Genomic DNA, 18,607 nt, shown 5'->3' with positions numbered 1-18,607 from the left:
TATTCAATCGGGGGGGAGGAGGATGATCCATGCCATTCTCCTTCTTTTTTATCTGTCAAAGCTGCAAAGTTTTTTAACTTTAACGAAAAATCAGAACATGAAGAAGTTGGTTGTTTTAACCGGCGCCGGAATGAGCCAGGAAAGCGGCTTGCGCACTTTTCGCGATATGGGCGGACTATGGGAAGAATACGATGTGATGGATGTGGCTACCCCTCAGGCCTGGGCAAGAAACCCCGACTTAGTTAACCGGTTTTACAACGAGAGGCGCAAACAATTATACGAATGTGAGCCAAATGCCGGCCATAAAGGCCTGGCAGGTTTGGAAAAGGATTTTGATGTTCATATCATTACCCAGAATGTGGATGATTTGCACGAACGGGCCGGAAGCAGCAAGGTATTGCATTTGCACGGTGAGTTGAAAAAAGTGCGCAGTACCAAAGACCCGAAGCTGGTTTATGAACTGGACGGTTGGGAACTGAAACTGGGTGACAAGTGCGAGAAAGGAAGCCGCTTGCGTCCGCATATTGTTTGGTTTGGCGAAGAAGTTCCCGCGATGGAAGAGGCGATCGAAATTGCCGCTCAGGCCGACATTTTTGTGGTGATCGGCACCTCACTAAATGTTTATCCGGCCGCAGGTCTGCTGAACTATACCCCTGACCGGATACCCGTCATCGTGATTGATCCGGAGCGGCCGCCGGTTTACCTGAAAGAGGTGATTTTTATTGAAGAAAAGGCCGGGGCCGGTGTCGCGAAACTGATAGAAATACTTACAAAAGAATGAAAGGGTATTTGCTGATTATCATGTTGTTATTGTCGGGCCTTACACTGGAGGCCCAGCAGTTTTACGGCGGACTCACCGGCGGGCTGACTGCCTCGCAGGTGGATGGCGACAATACAAAAGGCTACCACAAGCCGGGTTTCACGATAGGCGCCTGGGTACAAACCGATTTATCGCCCGTGGTATATGCCGGTATGGAAATTAAATACGCGCAGAAAGGGAGCCGAAAAAAGCCGGATGAAAGAGATCCGGTCAAGGAAAAGTACATCATGCGCCTCGGTTATATGGATATTCCGGTTTATATCGGCTTTCGCACGAGCGAGCAAATTTCGCTGTTCCTGGGGCTTTCTGCGGGATATTTGGTGCATAGCGCCGAATATGGCAATTACGGCTTATTCCCCAAAGAAGACCGGCACGAGTTTAATGAATTTGATTATCAGGCTTTCATCGGCGGCCGCTTCGATTTGACCAACCGCCTTTCACTTGATTTACGCCTGGCATATTCCTTCCTTCCTGTCCGGGAACTCGAAACCGACATTCTTTGGTATTGGTGGGACGACCAGTACAACAACGTGATCAGTACCTGTTTGGCCTATCGCTTCGGGAAATAGCTTTTTTATCATGACCGATCCAGTCTTACAATATTGGTATTCAGGTGATTATTATTTTGGATTGAATTTTTTGCAATTTTCTTTCAAAAAAATTGCAACGATTTGATAAAATATTGGTCTTATATGGAAGCCAAAGAAAACAAACAAGTAATTATCTGAAAACAAGTAAACAATGTTTAGAAAACTCTTTTTCGTACTGGCCGTATTTTTGCTCATGGCCAGGTTTAGTTATGCTTTTGCCGACGAGGATAACAAGTCGGACCGGCGGGTGATCAGCGGGCACATCAAAGATGCCGAAACCGGTGAAACACTGATCGGGGCGAATCTTTATGTGAAAGAAACCGGCGCCGGAGCCGTCAGTAACAATTACGGGTTCTACTCCCTCTCGCTGTTGCCCGGAAGGTACACCCTGGTTTGCTCCTTTATTGGTTGCCGCGACGAGGAGCGGCGTGTTGAATTGTCCGACAACATGATCATTGAATTCGAACTGAAACCCGAATCGGAAGAAATCGGTGAAGTGATGGTTTCGGCCGAGCGGAAAGACAAAAACATTACCCGTGTGGAGATGGGCGTGGAAAAGCTGCAACCCAAAACCATCAAGTCTATCCCGGCATTAATGGGCGAGGTCGATTTGATTAAAGCGGTGATGTTGTTGCCGGGCGTACAGTCTACCAGCGAAGGAGGGTCCGGTTTTAGCGTCCGGGGCGGCACGCCCGACCAGAACCTGATCTTGCTGGATGAAGCAACCGTTTACAATGCCTCTCACCTGATGGGTTTTTTCTCGGTGTTTAATAACGACGCCATTCACGACCTGAAGTTGTACAAAGGCGACGTGCCTGCCCAGTATGGCGGCCGTTTGTCGTCGCTGCTCGATGTCAGGATGAAAGACGGAAACTCTAAAAAATTCACCGGCGCCGGCGGGATTGGAACGATTTCGAGCCGCCTTACCCTGGAAGGGCCGCTTAAAAAGGACCGGACAACTTTTCTTTTTTCGGGGAGAAGGACATACATGGACCTGTTTTTGCCGCTCGCGAGCGATGAAAATGTACGCGACAGCAAGCTTTATTTTTACGATGCCAACATGAAGTTCAGTCACCGGTTTAACGAGAATAACCGCTTGTACCTGAGCGGTTATCTTGGCCGGGATGTGATGAAAAGCCCTGATTTCGGGATGGGATTCGGCAACAAGACCTTTACCCTGCGCTGGAACCACATTTACAACCAAAAGTTGTTTATGAACCTGACTGCGGTATGGAGCCGTTACGATTATGAACTGGGAACACCCGAAGACCAGCCGGAGGCCTGGCTTTGGAAATCGGATTTACAGGATGCCGGTCTGAAAGCCGACTTTTCGTGGTTTATGACTCCCGAACAAAGCCTCCAGTTTGGTTTACAAAGTTTTTATCATGGCTTTGATCCCGGTTCGGCAAAGGGAATAGGCAGCCAGTCTATCTTTTCAGAATACGAGGTCGAAAGTACCCGGTCGCTCGAACATGCCGGTTACTTATCCCATCAGCTCCGGCTTGGCGAAAAACTGATCATCAAATATGGCGTGCGTGCTTCGCTTTTCCAGAATGTCGGCGATGCAACTGTTTATCATTTTGATGAAAATTACGAGCCGGCCGATTCAACCTATTACGGGAAAGGCGATGTATACAAGAATTATTTCGGACTGGAACCACGGCTTGGCGTCAATTACATTCTGGCTGAAGACTTGTCGGTTAAGATGAACTACAACCGTACGCGGCAGTATATTCAGCAGGCGACCAACTCAACGGCCGGCAGTCCCCTGGATGTTTGGTTTCCGGCCAGCCCCAACGTGGAGCCGCAGGTGGCAGACCAGTTTGCCCTGGGGCTGTTTAAAAATCTTCGCGACGGCGAGTTCCAGTTATCTGCCGAAGCCTGGTACAAAGACATGAAAAACACGATTGATTTTGGCGATCATGCCGAGTTACTGCTAAACAAGTACCTGGAAGGTGAAATACGCACCGGAAACTCACGTTCGTACGGGATTGAATTTATGTTGAAAAAGGCTGAAGGACGGCTAAGCGGTTGGCTGAGCTACACTTTGTCGCGGGCCGAGCGGACCATTCAGGGGATTAATGACGGAGAAACCTACTTGGCGCCATTCGACAAACCGCACGATATCAGTACGGTGCTGAACTATGAACTCAGTAAACGGGTATCCGTTTCGGCCAACTGGCTTTACGCAAGCGGGCAACCGGTTACCCTGCCGATTCAGCGCTACGAAATAAACGGCTCGATTATTCCTTATTATTCAGGACGGAATGAAGCCCGTTATCCGGATTACCACCGCCTCGACTTGTCGGTTGCCATCAAAAACCGGAACAAACATCAGCGGAAGTATACCGGCGAGTGGGTGATCTCGCTTTATAACGCTTACAACCGGAAGAACACCTGGGTGCTCAACTTTAAACAGGACAAAGAAAACCCCAAGGAAACGTATGCCGAGAAGACCTATTTGTTCCCCATTATTCCATCGGTTACCTATAACTTTAAATTTTAAACATCATGAAATACGCTGTCATCATCATTATAACGATTTTATTTTTCCAATCCTGTACCGAGCGGGTTGATATCGACCTGGAGCAGGCCGGGGAATCGAGGCTGGTGGTTTTTGGTGAAATCACCAGCGATGTAAAGGCCCATGCCGTGTACCTCACGAAATCGATGCCTTACTTTTACAATGAGGAAACACCCGTTGTATCGGGGGCCATTGTTCATCTCAGCGATGGTACAACTAATACTCAACTGGTTGAGGATCCGGCAAACCCGGGCGTTTATCTTACCCCTGACAGTTATGCCGGCGTTCCCGGGCGGACTTACCGGTTGAGCATCGAACAGGTCGATATCAATGAAGACGGGACCCTGGAAAGCTACGCCGCCGAAACATGGATGAAAAATGTTACGCAGGTCGATGCGGTTGGCGTCACATACAACAGTCGCTGGGATGGCTGGGAAGTTGAATTATATGCCGACGAACCCGGTGAAACCGAAGATTATTATTTGTTCAAGGTCTATAAAAACGGCGTTTTATATACCGATACGATCAGTAATTACTGGACTGCCGACGACCGTTTTTTTAATGGAAACCGGATTGACGGGGCAATGGTCCAGTACTTTGATGAAGAAAAAGATGAACTGGTTGAACCCGGCGATGTTATTATGCTCGAAGTGGCCGGCATTACAAAGGAATACTATGATTTCATCAATGCCCTGCAACAGGAGATCAACGGTAAAGTGCCCATTTTCAGCGGACCATCAGCCAACGTGAAAGGAAACATCAGTAACGGCGCTCTTGGCTTTTTCGCCGTGATGTCAGTGTCGCGTGGTTCGTGCGTGTACGTAAAGTAAGAGTGGCCGAAGATCAGGCAATGGCCAGCGTGAGGATACTGATTTTCGCCTGGCATTGCCTTAAAATGGCCGTGGCACAGGCTTCCAGGGTCGAACCGGTGGTGATAACATCGTCAACCAGAACAAGGTGTTTGCCATCAAACAGTCCCGGATCTGCTACATCAAAAATGCCTTCAACATTTTGCCATCGATTAAAACGCGACCGGCGCGTTTGGGTGTCGGTGTAAATGGTTCGTCGTAAATTAGTGTGGTCAACCGGGGTGTTTAAGGCTTTCGACAGGCCCAGTGCAATGTGGTAACTCTGGTTGTACCCTCTCTTTCGTTCCTTTTTGGGGTGAAGCGGTACCGGGCAAATCAGATCGGTTTTGCTGAAAACATCGCTTCCCGAAATCTCATAACCAAACCGTTCGCCCAGGTATTCGCCAATCTCTTTTTGCCCCTGGTATTTGAGCCGGTGAAGAATCTTCTGATAATCGCTTCCTTTCCGAAACTCAAAGTAGGCCGATGCGTTTTCGATCGGTACGCGTCCGTAAAACAGCCGTTCCATCGGGTTATCGCGTTGTGTGTGAAAATTGGTGCGGGGCAGGTGGAGCAGGCAACTCAGGCAAAGGTGTTGTTCGGTTTGAATTAACCGTTGGCCGCAAACCACGCAAATACGCGGGAAAATCAGTTCCAGAAAGCAATCGAACAGATTTGATCTTTGTGTTTTCATATTCAGGGCTTTCATATGGTAGTTGATACCATAAAAGATACATCATTTTATGCTGATTGTTGGTAACTCTCCGGTAAGATGTGCCGGAAATTTTAATCATTCTGTAACCGTCTTGTGATCAGAAAACAACACAAAACCGGAAATAGAATTGTAGTTTTAAATTGTCTTCTAAACTTTCCGCACTCCCTTTTTCGTTATTCCCAGAAGGTTGCTGTTCCGGCAACCTTTTTTTATGCCGATTTGGGGAAATCAACTCGTTTTATCCGCATTTTTTCCAGGATTAAGTCGGTTCAAATAAGTATTTTACTAAATTTGGAGGCTACTACTTAATAAACGATTAACCAGAAAATGACTATGCTTATGAGCCTTCGCAAATTTTTCCAAAAGAGGATTTTGCTTGTTTTATTTATCGGGTTTTCCTTTGGAATCCTTGTCCTGATCGGATTTAACCGATCAGTTGAATATACCTCTACCAACGAGTTTTGTGAATCGTGCCACGTGCACCCGCATGTGTTTGAGTCGTGGAAATTATCGTCGCACTACGACAATCCGTCGGGCATTCAGGTAAAATGCGTCGAATGCCATTTGCCTCCGAAAGGACACGGCTACCTGAAAGAAAAAGCGCGTCTGGGGATGAAAGACATTTACGGTTACCTGTTCAAGGACCACGAAAGTTTTAACTGGGAAGCCAAGTCAACGGTCGAAGAGGCACAGCATTTCGTGTATAAAGAAGCCTGCATCAAATGCCACGTCAACTTATTTCCCCTGGCGCTGACTAAAGAAGGGCAGGAAGCACACCTGTATTATTCGCAGCGCGAAGATGAACTTCGCTGCATCAACTGCCACCTGTTTGTCGGACACTTTAATCCGAATGCCAAACACGAAAGTAATGTCGGGTTTGGGAAAGGGGTGCAAATTAACCGCGAGGTTTATCCTGAAGCAACGGTGGTAAATACGCATGAAACCTTTACCGAGAAAATTCCAAACACCACGGTGTCATTCAACATGATTGCCATTCCGGGAGGTAGCTTTACGATCGGAAGCCCGCAGGAAGAGCCTTACCGGAATGCCGACGAAGGCCCGCAAAAGCGGGTCGAACTGAGTCCGTTCTTTATGGGCGAAGTGGAAGTAAGCTGGGATGAATACCTTGCCTTTTATGCACAAACCGGGGCAGAAGGGCGCAGTTCGGATACCGAAGGTTCCCGGACCGATATCGAAGTGGATGCCATCACAGGGCCAACGCCGCCATACGGCCAGCCCGACCAAAACTGGGGTCTGGGAAAACGTCCGGCCATTACCATGAGTTATAATGCTGCCGAAACCTATTGCCGCTGGCTGTCAAAAGTAACCGGTAAAAACTACCGCCTGCCAACCGAGGCCGAGTGGGAATATGCCTGCCGTGCCGGCACGCAAACGCCGTATTTCTTTGAAGGCGATCCCAAAAAATTTTCAACCGACAAGTTGTGGAATAAGTTGTTTGGCGCCGATACCACCCATATCAACTCCTTTGTGGTTTATGAGAAGAACAGCCTGGCCAGGACTCAACTGCCTGATGTGGTACGGGCCAATCCGTTTGGTTTGAAAAACATGCCGGGTAACGTGGGCGAATTTTGCCAGGACTGGTATGCCCCGGATGCCTATCAGCAACTTACCGATGGCGCGCTCAACCCCAAAGGTCCTGCTGCCGGAACAGAACGCGTTGTTCGGGGAGGCTCCTTTAAAAGTACACCGGGTGACTTACGCAGCGCTGCCCGAAGCTACACGCAAAGCGAGGCCTGGCTGAAAACCGACCCGCAGCTCCCCAAAAGTATTTGGTGGTACTCCGATGTAAATACCGTTGGGTTCCGCGTAGTTTGCGAATTTGACGAACAAACGGGAAATACCCGGTAACCGGATCATGACCATTAAAAATAAATTCAATTTATACCGTACAAACTAAACTTGATTTATCATGAATGAACAATCCAGCCTGTCGAGAAGACGATTTTTGACCAATGCTGCCGCAGCGGGAGCTATTGGTATCATTGGCGCCAATGCCTTGGTTTCGTGTGCCGAAAAGCAAAAAACAGTTGAGCTGAACCTGCCTCCCCTGTTGGACCAGGCTCCTGACGGCAAACCGCTGAAAGCCGGCGTCATTGGTTGCGGCGGACGCGGATCGGGCGCGGCACTCGATTTTCTTAGCGCGGGCCCCAACCTGACCATCCATGCCTTAGGCGATGTTTTTCCCGATCGCATTAACGATTGCCGGAAAAAGCTGAAAGAACAAGCCAACCAGGAGGTTGCCGATGAGAATATCTTTATTGGGTTCGATGCCTTCGAAAAGGTCATTGATTCGGGGGTCGACGTGGTTATCCTGGCCACCCCGCCCCACTTCCGTCCCCAGCATTTCGAAGCGGCCGTACAAGCCCGCAAACACATTTTCATGGAGAAACCGGTCGCTGTCGACCCGGTTGGGATCCGCCAGGTCATGGCCTCGGCCAAAAAAGCCGAGTCGCTTGGGCTGAAAATTGTTACCGGCACCCAACGTCGCCACCAGCGCGATTATATCGAGGTGTACAAACAAATTGCCAACGGCGCCATCGGCGAGATTGTCAGCGCCAACTGCTACTGGAACCAGTCGAAACTCTGGCACCGCAATGTCAATGCCGACTGGAGCGAAATGGAATACATGATCCGCGACTGGGTGAACTGGTTGTGGTTGTCGGGCGATCATATCGTGGAACAACATGTTCACAACATCGACGTGATCAACTGGTTTACCGGGAAATACCCGACAAAAGCCGTTGGTTTCGGTTCGCGCCAGCGCCGCGTAACCGGTGACCAGTTCGACAATTTCAGCGTTGATTTTGTATACGACAACGGGATGCACATGCACAGTATGTGCCGCCAGATTAATGGCTGTACCAACAATGTTTCCGAGTTTGTGATGGGCACCAAAGGCTCATCAAACTGTAAGGATACTATTTGGGACGCCGCCGGCGCCGAGCTGTTCAAGTATCCTTACCCGCTGGATGCCAACGGGCAGCCCGAGCGGAATGTGAAAATCAGCCCGTACGTGCAGGAGCACATCGACCTGGTGACCTGCATCCGCGAAAATATTCCCGTAAACGAAGCCGAAGCAACTGCCGCCAGCAATATGGTGGCCATCATGGGACGCGTGTCGGCCTACACCGGGAAAGAAGTCAGCTGGGACGAAATGATGAACTCCGACATGAAACTTGGCCCGAAAACTTATGTGATGGGCGATGTCGGCATTGTTGGCGTTGCCACCGTCCCGGTTTCGGGCGAAGCGGCCGACCCAAACGCCTAAGCGTAAATGATCCAATAAATTACAGGAAAGTCTGCTCTGCCCGGGGCGGGCTTTTCTTTTTACAACTGAGGGCTTCACTCTGCGTGAAAGCTGAAGTAAAGCATATAGAAAATTGAATGTAGCATTACCTTTTTTAAAACCTGCTGTGGTTTTTGAGGAAATCACAGCAGGTTTTAATCAGAATCACGTGTGGTTTTGTCCGAAACTACGTTTGATTTTTCTCAAAACCACGTTAGGATTTTCTCAGAACGACCTGAGTTTTTTTCAACCTCCAACCCGGGCCGGCTTTGTTCCGTGTTATAAATCCTCCGAAATGCCCGTCCATTTTGCTGCACGTTCCGCCGTAGCTAAAAAATTTCTATATTTGTACTCTTTTTTTAAAATCAGGTCAAAACTGGAATCCGATGAGCGATAAATTCCGTGAATACAAACAATTAGATCTTTCCCAAATCAACAAAGATGTGCTGAAAAGATGGGAAGACGATGATACCTTTCACAAAAGTATTTCAACCCGGGAAGGCAACCCGACCTTTGTTTTTTACGAAGGGCCGCCTTCGGCTAACGGAATGCCGGGTATCCACCACGTGATGGCCCGTGCCATTAAGGATACGTTTTGCCGCTATAAAACGATGAAAGGTTATCGTGTTCACCGAAAGGCCGGCTGGGATACGCATGGATTGCCGGTTGAGTTGGGCGTGGAAAAAACGCTGGGGATCACCAAAGAAGATATCGGAACCAAAATTACCGTCGAGGAATACAACGCCGCTTGCCGCCGCGAGGTGATGAAATATACCAAAGAGTGGGAAGAACTGACCCGGCAAATGGGCTACTGGGTGAATATGGACGATCCGTACATCACCTACGATAACCGCTACATCGAGTCGGTGTGGTGGTTGCTGAAACAGCTGTTCGACAAAGGCCTGCTTTATAAAGGCTACACCATTCAACCGTATTCGCCCGCTGCCGGCACCGGCCTGAGTTCGCACGAGCTGAACCAGCCGGGATGTTACCGCGATGTGAAAGACACCACAGCTGTTGCCCAGTTTGCCGTCGTTCGCGACGAAAAGTCGGAGTTCCTGTACGAAGGCGTGGATACGCCCTTGTACTTCCTGGCCTGGACAACTACTCCCTGGACACTGCCTTCAAATACCGCGCTGTGTGTCGGCCCGAAAATTACCTATCTCAAGGTGAAATCATTCAACCCCTATACCGGCGAACCGATGACGGTTATTTTGGCAAGAGACCTGCTGTACAGTCACTTCGATCCAAGAAATACAGAACTCTCGTTTGAAGAGTACGTGTTTGGCGATAAGAAAATTCCCTACCAGGTGTTGACAGAGTATACCGGGGAAGAACTGGCCGGCGTGAATTACGTGCAACTCATCAACTGGGTAAAACCCGATGGTGATGCTTTCCGCGTGATCACCGGCGACTTTGTAACCACTGAAGATGGTACCGGTATTGTGCACATTGCGCCGACTTTTGGCGCCGACGACGACCGCGTGGCCAAGCAACACGGCATTGCCCCCTTGCTGGTAACCGACAAAGAAGGAAAAGCCCAGCCGCTGGTCGACCGTAAAGGGCGTTTTTACCGCTTGGAAGACCTCGATCCGGTATTTGTGACCTCAAACGTCAATACCGGCACATACGGCGAATTCAGCGGCCGTTATGTGAAAAACGAATATGACGATTTGCTGGATGAAAGCTATTCGACCGTTGACGTGGATATCGCGGTAATGCTGAAAAAAGAGAATAAGGCTTTCAAAGTTGAAAAACATGAACACAGCTATCCGCACTGCTGGCGTACTGACAAACCGGTGCTGTACTATCCGCTCGACAGCTGGTTTATCCGCACAACCGCGGTAAAAGACAAACTGATTGCCCTGAACAATACCATCAACTGGAAACCGCAATCAACCGGAACCGGTCGCTTTGGCAACTGGCTCGAAAACCTGGTGGACTGGAACCTGAGCCGTTCGCGTTTTTGGGGAACACCGTTACCCATCTGGCGTACCGAAGATGGTTCGCAAACCAAGTGTTTTGGTTCGGTTGAAGACTTGTATGCCGAAATTGAGAAGGCTGTGGCAGCTGGTGTGATGAGTAAAAATCCTTACGAAGGATTTGTTCCCGGAGCATATGATAAAACGAATTACGAAAAAATAGATTTGCACCGTCCGTATGTAGACGACATTGTGCTGGTTGCCGGCAATGGCGAAAAAATGTTCCGCGAACCCGACCTGATTGACGTTTGGTTCGACTCGGGCGCCATGCCGTATGCGCAGAACCATTATCCGTTCGAAAACAAAGAGCGGTATCAGCCAGCCGAAGGACGTGGTGTGTTCCCTGCCGACTTTATTGCTGAAGGAGTAGATCAGACCCGTGGCTGGTTCTTCACGCTTCATGCGATCGCTACCATGATTGACGAATCGGTGGCTTTCCGGAACATCATCTCCAATGGTTTGGTGCTCGACAAGAACGGCAACAAAATGTCGAAACGTCTGGGTAACGCCGTCGACCCGTTCGAAACGATCGAAAAATACGGCTCCGACCCGCTGCGCTGGTACATGCTTACCAATTCGCAGCCCTGGGATAACCTGAAGTTCGACGTGGCCGGGGTAGACGAGGTGCGGCGTAAATTCTTCGGAACCTTATACAACACCTACAACTTCTTCGCCCTATATGCGAACATTGACAGTTTCCGATTTGAGGAAGCTGAAATTCCGGTAGCCAAACGCCCGGAACTCGACCGCTGGATCATTTCCCTGCTGAATTCGCTCATCAAAGAAGTGGGCGAGAGCCTCGAAGCTTACGAGCCAACCCGCGCAGGACGTGCCATTTCAGAGTTTGTAAACGAAAACCTGAGTAACTGGTTTGTTCGCCTGAGCCGCAAACGTTACTGGGGCGGCGAATACGATAACGATAAGATCTCGGCCTATCAAACGTTGTACACCTGTTTGGTAACCGTAGCTAAATTGTCGGCGCCGATGGCCCCCTTCTATGCTGATTTGCTGTACACCGACTTAAATAAGCTCACCGGGAAAGAGCCCGACCAAAGCGTCCACCTGGCTGAATTTCCGCTTGCCGATGAGTTGCTGATTGACAAAGACCTGGAGCAGAAGATGAATATTGCCCAGCGCGCTTCGTCCATGATCCTGGGCTTACGCCGGAAGGAAAAGCTGAAAGTGCGCCAGCCGCTGGCAAAAATCATGGTGCCCGTTCTGAATCCCCGTTTCCGCGGGCAATTCGAGGCGGTTGAACAGATCATCCTTTCGGAAGTGAATGTGAAAGAGGTTGAATACCTGACCGACACTGCCGGCATCATCAAAAAGAAAATCAAGCCCAACTTTAAAACGCTGGGGCCGAAATATGGCAAAATCATGAAACAGATTGCCGCTTCGGTTTCCCAATTCAGCCAGACTGATATCTCTGAACTTGAAAAAAGCGGTGTTCACACACTGAATATCGACGGACAAACGGTGGCCTTGTCAACCGACGACGTGGAAATTACCACCGAAGATATTCCCGGCTGGCTGATTGCTACCGAAGGCGAGATGACCATTGCCCTCGATATTCATGTAACCGATGAACTGAAGCAGGAAGGTATTGCCCGCGAATTCATCAATAAAATACAGAATATACGCAAGGAGAGCGACTTTGAAATTACTGACCGCATTTCGTTGAAAATCGTTAAACATGAGTATTATAACGATGCGGTTACGAACTTCAAAGAATACATCAGCAGTCAGACCCTTGCACAGGATTTGGTACTGGTCGATCGGTTGGAAAACGGATCGGGAACTCTGGTTGAAATTGATCAGGACGTGGAGGCCTGCATTCTTGTTGAAAAAAAGGGATAACAAAGGATGCGGGTATGTTTAAAGACCTGTTCATATTCAAATTTATTTTATAATTTAGAAACCGAATGGACTATTGTATTAATAGCGGAATAACGAACTTAAATCTTTGAAGCTATGACAGAAAAAACCAGATATTCGGATGCTGAGCTGGCGGAATTTAAAGAGCTTATTTTAGGTAAGCTTGAAAAAGCTCAGAAAGACTATGAAATGTATAAGAATTCGATTACACATAGTGACGGGAATGATACCCAGGATACGTCGCCTACCTTCAAAGTATTGGAAGAAGGCGCCGCTACCCTGTCGAAGGAAGAAGCCGGCAAACTGGCGCAACGTCAGCTGAAATTTATTCAGCATTTGCAGGCGGCCCTGGTCCGCATCGAAAACAAAACATACGGAATCTGCCGGGAAACCGGGAAACTGATCTCGAAAGAACGTTTGCGTGCCGTGCCTCATGCCACCCTGAGCATTGACGCCAAGAATAATCAAAAGTAATTAAGACCACCTGTTAAACAATGATGATTGGAAAAACCTGTTCTTCCAATCATTTTTTTATGAATACCTGAGAACATGACAAAGCTAACAAAGTCAATTCTGCTTATTTTCCTGATTCTTTTAGTTGATCAACTGCTGAAAGTCTGGATTAAAACCAATATGTACCTCGGCGAAGAGTTTTCCGTAATCGGTAATTGGTTTTTGATTCATTTTGTTGAAAATAACGGGATGGCTTTCGGAATTGAGTTTGCCGGCGAATACGGCAAGATTTTTCTGAGTATTTTCCGGATTATTGCCGTAACCGGTATCGGATGGTATTTATTCAGACTGGCAAAAAGAGACGATATCCCCATGGGTTTTATTGCCTGCGTTTCGCTGATCTTCGCCGGTGCAGTGGGGAATATAATCGACAGCGCCTTTTACGGGATGATCTTTAACGAAAGCTACGGAGAAGTAGCCCGCCTGTTTCCCGAAGGAGGCGGATATGCTTCGTTTTTGCACGGGAAGGTCGTCGATATGTTTTATTTTCCGCTGATTTCGGGCCGTTACCCGGCCTGGATACCGATCTGGGGAGGGCAGGATTTTTTATTCTTTCGCCCGGTCTTTAACCTGGCTGATTCGGCGATTACCATTGGCATATTCAGTATTATTATTTTCTACTGGCGTTTGTTTAGTCGCTTAGATGCTAAAGACGCCATCGAAAGTGGCTCCGATAAAACGGATGAAGCAGAATAAGCTCGGGTGAATTTTGGCTTTTTGCTTGTGTATTTTCAGCTAATGTTGTAAACTTGCAATCCGAAAATCGGGACAACAAAGCACGCGATAACGACCTGCTCCCGAACGCGGGAGCCGATCTCCGGATCGGATAAAGCGTCAAAACATATTGTAGGGCCCATAGCTCAGTTGGTTAGAGCACCTGACTCATAATCAGGGAGTCACTGGTTCAAGCCCAGTTGGGCCCACGTATAAATCAGAGAGTTACAGCATTTTTGTTTGTAGCTCTTTTTCATTTGCACTGAGGATATTTTTTGATTACCACTAATTTTGACTTGCACGCATCTGAATATAGCTATGATGGATTCGAAGGATGATTTTGAAAATTTGGATGTTCATTGGGAGCATCTGCCAAAGAAAACCAGGGAAATTACTTCGTTTTTCCGCCTGGTTATCGATGAAGCCCTTGAATCGATGAATGAGGAATTTGTATCAAGTTACATCCGGTGTTTTGGGAAAAAATGTCACGGAACGATTGAAATAGCGATCAGTTGTGAACTGGATGAAATCTATTGGCGATGTACCAGTTGTCAGAAAGCAGGGGTAATCAAAAATATCTTTGGGGAATAATCCGGTTTATTTCCGCTCACTCTCGACCGTAAACACAAAACTGTCGCCCCGGTAATACCCCAGGTTGTACTCGATCGGGCGTTTATTTTCGTCGTACACAAAGCGGCGGCGGAACAGAACAGGTTCGTCAGGCGAAAGATTTAGTTTCCGGCACAGGAAGGGAGTTGCTTTAATGGCGCTCAGTTCCTCGTACGAAAAAGTCGCTTTTACCTTATATTTTTCTTCAAGAATCTCGTATAGCGGGCGACTGAAATCGTCGTTTCCGGTCATTCCAATTTCGGGGTTGAAGTAGGAAATGAAAAATACAAAGGGGAAATTTTCTTTACCACGAAGCCGTTCAAGCGTCAGTAGTTTTGTTTCCGGCTTGAGGTCGAAAAATGAAAGGACTCTTTTTTCCGGTTCCTGCCAGCTGACATGAAGTTCAAAATTGTGAACCGCGATGCCCAGCGCTTTCATTTCCTGCGAAAAACTTAACCAGTTTTTTGCCCTGCCCGAGATGCCTGTTGTTGAGACTTTGGTACCATAGCCCTTTTTGCGGGACAATAAACCTTCATTCACAAGCTTCAGGATGGCGTACCTCAGCGTATTTCTCGAAATGCCCAGCTGTTTGGAGAGTTCTACCTCGCGGGGCAGCATTTTTCCTTCCTGGTATTCCTTTTTGGCAACTAAATCCCGTAAAAGTTTTTCGGCCTGCATGTGCAGGGGAGTTGAACTATTGTGATCGACTTCAAATTTCATAGCAAATAAAATGGGACGCTTAAATTTCAGTTAAAAGTATAAAATGTTTTTAAAGTAAGTGAAAAGAATTCCTGCGTTGAACCAAGAAGTATCGAACGTAAAATTGTTGAAGCGGAAAGCAGATTGAAAAGAATTGCACACTGAATAAATTTTCGTATGTTTGAACAAATATTTAAATGTTAGTACAAGTAGGTTTTTATAAACATTAAAATAGACCGATATGCAAAAACTGGCCGTATCCGTTGCTGCAATTATGCTGTTGTTTTGTTCCAGTCTTCAGGCCGAAATAGTCTGGAAGATTGGTATAAATGATAATTCTTCGGCAGATTTGGCTTTAGGCCCCTCGGATTACAAAAAATTCCTGAGTAAAGATTTTGGTTATGAAGACCGCTATTATTTAATTGGAAGGTCAACCGAGAAAAACGATTTCCCGTACGTACTGCCCGGTCCCGACGATACCTGGGGCGGAACCTGGGGAACATCGGGCTGGCGGACGCACGAGGTCAATATTTTGTTTGGGGTGAAGGAACTGCCTTCCGGCGGAAACTGGAAACTGGTGGTTGACCTGTTGGATGCGAACCCGAAAAAATCGCTGCTGAAAGTGAGCGTCAATTCGCAGCACAACAAATTTTTATTGCAAGGAGGAACCGACGCCTCGCTCACCGGAACCGCAGCAGAATCAAAGGAGCAAATTCTTGAAATTCCACTCGATAGCGGCACTATCAAAAAAGGAGGTAACTGTTTCACGATTACCATTTTGGAAGGTTCGTGGGTGGTTTTTGACCATTTGCGGCTTGAAGGCCCCGATGGCGTGGTGCTGACGGATAACGAGCAGGTTTTCGTCCGTTCGGTTGAAGCTGCCGGATACGAACTGCAGTCGGGGAAAAAGCGGTTTCAGCCGCTGTTGGTCGATGTGGAACATTTGTCGGGAAATCCCCGCTTGGCTGTTGAGCTGGATGGAAAGCAGGTGTACAACGCTGTGCTGGACACAGCCCGTTACCAGTTGGAGGTTCCAATGCCCCCTGTTTCGAAAATGAAAGAAAGCAGTTACCGGATTCTGGTCGACGGGAAAGAATATGAAAAAGGAACAATCGTCAGGGCGCCACAAAAGTTGCAAACACCGGCCGGTTATGTCGATACCCGCATCGGGACGGCACACTCGCGCTGGATGATCGCTCCCGGGCCGTGGATGCCTTTCAGCATGGTAAAACTAAGCCCCGACAACCAAAATACCGGTTGGCAGTCGGGTTACCAGCCTACTTTTGAGTCCATTGGCTGTTTTAGCCATATCCACGAATGGACCATGGCCGGGCTGGGCATGATGCCCACCAATGGCGAACTGCAGATAAAAGTCGGCGATCAGTTCGATCCCGATTCGGGCTATCGCTCGCGGATTGACAAAACCACGGAAGAAGCGCCCTTGGGATATTATAAAGTATATATGACCGATACGGATATTTGGGCCGAAATGACCGCCACCACCCGCTGCGGATTTCAGCGATACACCTTCCCGAAAGAAAAAGATGGCCGGGTAATGATTGATTTACATATTCCTTCCGAATATGACTATCAATTGACTGAAGTTGAAATCATGAAAGTTAGCGATTACCGTCTTGAAGGAAAAAGCCACCAGATTTCGCCCCGTCCCACCGTGTGGAGCAACGACGCCGATCAGGAATACATTGTCCATTTTGTGATTGAATTCGATCAGCCGATCAAAAAGATGGGTGGCTGGATCAACGACGAACTGGTCGGAACTGATCAAATCAAAGGCAAAAACCTGAAGGATGCCGGGGCATATGTGGAATTCGACACCCAAAAATCGAATGTGGTACAAGCCCGTTCCGGCATTTCGCTGGTCAGCATCAAAAATGCGGGAGAGAATCTCGCGAAAGAAATTTCGGAACCTTTTGGCTGGAATTATCCTGCTGTGGTGGAAAACCAGCGAAACGTATGGAACAGCTATTTGTCGCGAATTGAAATCACGACCGACAACCGGCTCGAAAAGGTCCGTTTTTACAGTAATTTTTTCCGTTCGCTTTGCCGCAACACCTGGAGCGATGTGAACGGGGAATGGATCGCCGCCGACGAAACCAAACAAAAATTCGTCAATCCCGATCACCTGGCGTTGGGCTGCGACGCGTTCTGGAACACCTTCTGGAACCTCAACCAGTTTTGGAACCTGGTAACTCCCGAATGGTCGTCGAAATGGGTCAACTCGCAGCTGGCCATGTACGATGTGAACGGCTGGCTGGCAAAAGGCCCGGCAGGCATGGAATATATCCCGGTGATGGTGGCCGAACACGAAATCCCGCTGATTGTGGGGGCTTACCAGATGGGTATCCGCGATTTTGATACCGAAAAAGCGTTTGAAGCCATGAAAAAGATGCAGACCACGCCGGCAACACAGGTGGCCGGGGGCTTTGCCGGAAACCGCGACCTGGTGCCATACCTGAAATACAAGTATGTACCATCCGACCTGGGGCGTTTCTCCAATACGCTGGAATATTCGTACGACGACTGGACGCTTGCCCAGTATGCCAAAGCACTGGGGAAAACCCACGATTACAAAGTATTTTCCGAAAGGGGCGCATGGTGGAAAAATGCTTTCAACCCTGAAAACGGCTATGCCCAATTGCGCGACAGCAACGGAAAATTCGCCGATCCCTTCGACCCGTTCCAGTCGGGCCGCAACCACCATTATGTGGAAGGAAATGCCTGGCAGTTAAGTTATTTTGTGCCGCAGGATGTTCCCGGACTTGCAAAAGTGATGGGTGAAAATACTTTTGTCGATCGGTTGAACTGGGGCTTCGAAGCCAGCGAGCCGTGGCGTTACAATGCCCCCAACGACCAGTATTGGGACTACCCGGTGGTACAAGGAAACCAGCAGTCGATGCACTTTGCCTTCCTGTTCAACTGGGTCGGTCATCCCTGGCTGACACAGCGCTGGAGCCGGTCGATCATCGAGAAATATTATGGCTGCGGTTTGGCAAACGCGTATCTGGGTGATGAAGACCAGGGACAAATGAGTGCCTGGCTGATTATGGCTGCCATCGGGCTTTTCCAGACGGACGGCGGGTGCAGCGCGGAACCGGTTTACGAAATTGCCAGTCCGTTGTACGAAAAAATTGTCATCGACCTGGGGAAACGCTACAACCGTGGCAAACAATTTACCATCGAAGCGAAAAATACTTCGCGCAAAAACATTTATGTGCAGAGTGCCGTACTGAACGGGAAAAAACTGGACTCGTTCCGTTTTCCGGCCAGCGAACTTTTAAAAGGCGGAAAGCTGACCCTTGTTATGGGTGACCAGCCAAACAAAAACTGGGGGCTTGAATTACCTTCAGAAAAAGAAAAATAGCCTGTTGTCTAATTGTAAAATATAACCTC

Annotated in this window: 13 protein-coding genes and 1 tRNA gene; 12 read left to right on the top strand and 2 right to left on the bottom strand. The window is 48.3% G+C overall.

All coding sequences use genetic code 11. The features are described 5' to 3' along the window. Nucleotides 1-97 precede the first annotated feature (97 nt). The 4 genes from ACOIT5_RS05750 to ACOIT5_RS05735 all read left to right on the top strand — a co-directional run bounded on the left by ACOIT5_RS05750 (nucleotide 98) and on the right by ACOIT5_RS05735 (nucleotide 4,764). Nucleotides 98-781, top strand: a complete 684-nt coding sequence (locus ACOIT5_RS05750) for an SIR2 family NAD-dependent protein deacylase (RefSeq protein ID WP_423129514.1) — start codon at nucleotides 98-100, stop codon at nucleotides 779-781. Beyond that, nucleotides 778-1,389 carry a porin family protein gene (locus ACOIT5_RS05745; RefSeq protein WP_423129513.1) on the top strand — a complete coding sequence of 204 codons (612 nt, stop codon included), beginning with the start codon at nucleotides 778-780 and terminating at the stop codon, nucleotides 1,387-1,389. Before ACOIT5_RS05750 ends, ACOIT5_RS05745 begins: the two co-directional genes overlap by 4 nt. A 172-nt stretch (nucleotides 1,390-1,561) precedes the next feature. Continuing rightward, nucleotides 1,562-3,916 (top strand): TonB-dependent receptor, encoded by a 2,355-nt coding sequence (locus tag ACOIT5_RS05740; RefSeq protein ID WP_423129512.1) that lies wholly within the window; start codon nucleotides 1,562-1,564, stop codon nucleotides 3,914-3,916. 5 nt (nucleotides 3,917-3,921) lie between these two features. Then, entirely contained in the window at nucleotides 3,922-4,764 is an 843-nt protein-coding gene (locus ACOIT5_RS05735; protein WP_423129511.1) for a DUF4249 domain-containing protein, read from the top strand. 13 nt (nucleotides 4,765-4,777) lie between these two features. On the opposite strand, the gene ACOIT5_RS05730 is transcribed toward ACOIT5_RS05735, so the two are convergent. Beyond that, complete coding sequence (locus ACOIT5_RS05730) at nucleotides 4,778-5,476, bottom strand: ComF family protein (RefSeq protein ID WP_423129510.1); 699 nt, start codon at nucleotides 5,474-5,476, stop codon at nucleotides 4,778-4,780. Between the two features lie 360 nt (nucleotides 5,477-5,836). On the opposite strand from ACOIT5_RS05730, the gene ACOIT5_RS05725 reads away from it, so the two are divergent. From ACOIT5_RS05725 to ACOIT5_RS05695, 7 genes are all read left to right on the top strand, one after another. Continuing rightward, a complete protein-coding gene (locus ACOIT5_RS05725) occupies nucleotides 5,837-7,366 on the top strand; it encodes an SUMF1/EgtB/PvdO family nonheme iron enzyme (protein ID WP_423129509.1) in 1,530 nt (509 codons plus the stop codon). A gap of 61 nt (nucleotides 7,367-7,427) precedes the next feature. Beyond that, nucleotides 7,428-8,786, top strand: a complete 1,359-nt coding sequence (locus ACOIT5_RS05720) for a Gfo/Idh/MocA family protein (RefSeq protein ID WP_423129508.1) — start codon at nucleotides 7,428-7,430, stop codon at nucleotides 8,784-8,786. A gap of 404 nt (nucleotides 8,787-9,190) precedes the next feature. Further along, nucleotides 9,191-12,643, top strand: a complete 3,453-nt coding sequence (ileS, locus tag ACOIT5_RS05715; RefSeq protein ID WP_423129507.1) for an isoleucine--tRNA ligase — start codon at nucleotides 9,191-9,193, stop codon at nucleotides 12,641-12,643. 114 nt (nucleotides 12,644-12,757) lie between these two features. Further along, nucleotides 12,758-13,135 (top strand): TraR/DksA family transcriptional regulator, encoded by a 378-nt coding sequence (locus ACOIT5_RS05710; RefSeq protein ID WP_423129506.1) that lies wholly within the window; start codon nucleotides 12,758-12,760, stop codon nucleotides 13,133-13,135. Nucleotides 13,136-13,210: 75 nt separating this feature from the next. Then, nucleotides 13,211-13,870 carry a lipoprotein signal peptidase gene (locus ACOIT5_RS05705; RefSeq protein WP_423129505.1) on the top strand — a complete coding sequence of 220 codons (660 nt, stop codon included), beginning with the start codon at nucleotides 13,211-13,213 and terminating at the stop codon, nucleotides 13,868-13,870. A gap of 153 nt (nucleotides 13,871-14,023) precedes the next feature. After that, a tRNA-Ile gene (locus ACOIT5_RS05700) sits at nucleotides 14,024-14,097 on the top strand. 109 nt (nucleotides 14,098-14,206) lie between these two features. Beyond that, nucleotides 14,207-14,479: a hypothetical protein gene (locus tag ACOIT5_RS05695; protein ID WP_423129504.1), complete on the top strand. Its 273-nt coding sequence runs from the start codon at nucleotides 14,207-14,209 to the stop codon at nucleotides 14,477-14,479. Between the two features lie 6 nt (nucleotides 14,480-14,485). On the opposite strand, the gene ACOIT5_RS05690 is transcribed toward ACOIT5_RS05695, so the two are convergent. Next, a complete protein-coding gene (locus ACOIT5_RS05690; protein WP_423129503.1) occupies nucleotides 14,486-15,217 on the bottom strand; it encodes a GntR family transcriptional regulator in 732 nt (243 codons plus the stop codon). A gap of 220 nt (nucleotides 15,218-15,437) precedes the next feature. Between ACOIT5_RS05690 and ACOIT5_RS05685 the strand changes: the two genes are divergently transcribed. After that, on the top strand, nucleotides 15,438-18,578 hold the full coding sequence (locus ACOIT5_RS05685) for a GH92 family glycosyl hydrolase (protein ID WP_423129502.1): 3,141 nt from the start codon (nucleotides 15,438-15,440) through the stop codon (nucleotides 18,576-18,578). The last annotated feature ends 29 nt before the right edge of the window (nucleotides 18,579-18,607 follow it).

The organism is Gaoshiqia hydrogeniformans (assembly GCF_049347105.1).
Lineage (GTDB): Bacteria > Bacteroidota > Bacteroidia > Bacteroidales > Prolixibacteraceae > Gaoshiqia > Gaoshiqia hydrogeniformans.
The sequence above is the reverse complement of the archived record's forward strand: the minus strand, read 5'-3'. Positions and strand labels throughout refer to the sequence as shown.

Excerpts from the sequence above, each read along its gene's own strand:
- ACOIT5_RS05725 (WP_423129509.1), top strand. The coding sequence starts at position 5,837 with ATGAGCCTTCGCAAATTTTTCCAAAAGAGGATTTTGCTTGTTTTATTT.
- ACOIT5_RS05690 (WP_423129503.1), bottom strand. The coding sequence starts at position 15,217 with ATGAAATTTGAAGTCGATCACAATAGTTCAACTCCCCTGCACATGCAG.
- ACOIT5_RS05735 (WP_423129511.1), top strand. The coding sequence starts at position 3,922 with ATGAAATACGCTGTCATCATCATTATAACGATTTTATTTTTCCAATCC.
- ACOIT5_RS05710 (WP_423129506.1), top strand. The coding sequence starts at position 12,758 with ATGACAGAAAAAACCAGATATTCGGATGCTGAGCTGGCGGAATTTAAA.
- ACOIT5_RS05745 (WP_423129513.1), top strand. The coding sequence starts at position 778 with ATGAAAGGGTATTTGCTGATTATCATGTTGTTATTGTCGGGCCTTACA.
- ACOIT5_RS05705 (WP_423129505.1), top strand. The coding sequence starts at position 13,211 with ATGACAAAGCTAACAAAGTCAATTCTGCTTATTTTCCTGATTCTTTTA.
- ACOIT5_RS05750 (WP_423129514.1), top strand. The coding sequence starts at position 98 with ATGAAGAAGTTGGTTGTTTTAACCGGCGCCGGAATGAGCCAGGAAAGC.
- ACOIT5_RS05730 (WP_423129510.1), bottom strand. The coding sequence starts at position 5,476 with ATGAAAACACAAAGATCAAATCTGTTCGATTGCTTTCTGGAACTGATT.
- ACOIT5_RS05740 (WP_423129512.1), top strand. The coding sequence starts at position 1,562 with ATGTTTAGAAAACTCTTTTTCGTACTGGCCGTATTTTTGCTCATGGCC.
- ACOIT5_RS05685 (WP_423129502.1), top strand. The coding sequence starts at position 15,438 with ATGCAAAAACTGGCCGTATCCGTTGCTGCAATTATGCTGTTGTTTTGT.
- ACOIT5_RS05720 (WP_423129508.1), top strand. The coding sequence starts at position 7,428 with ATGAATGAACAATCCAGCCTGTCGAGAAGACGATTTTTGACCAATGCT.
- ACOIT5_RS05695 (WP_423129504.1), top strand. The coding sequence starts at position 14,207 with ATGATGGATTCGAAGGATGATTTTGAAAATTTGGATGTTCATTGGGAG.
- ileS (WP_423129507.1), top strand. The coding sequence starts at position 9,191 with ATGAGCGATAAATTCCGTGAATACAAACAATTAGATCTTTCCCAAATC.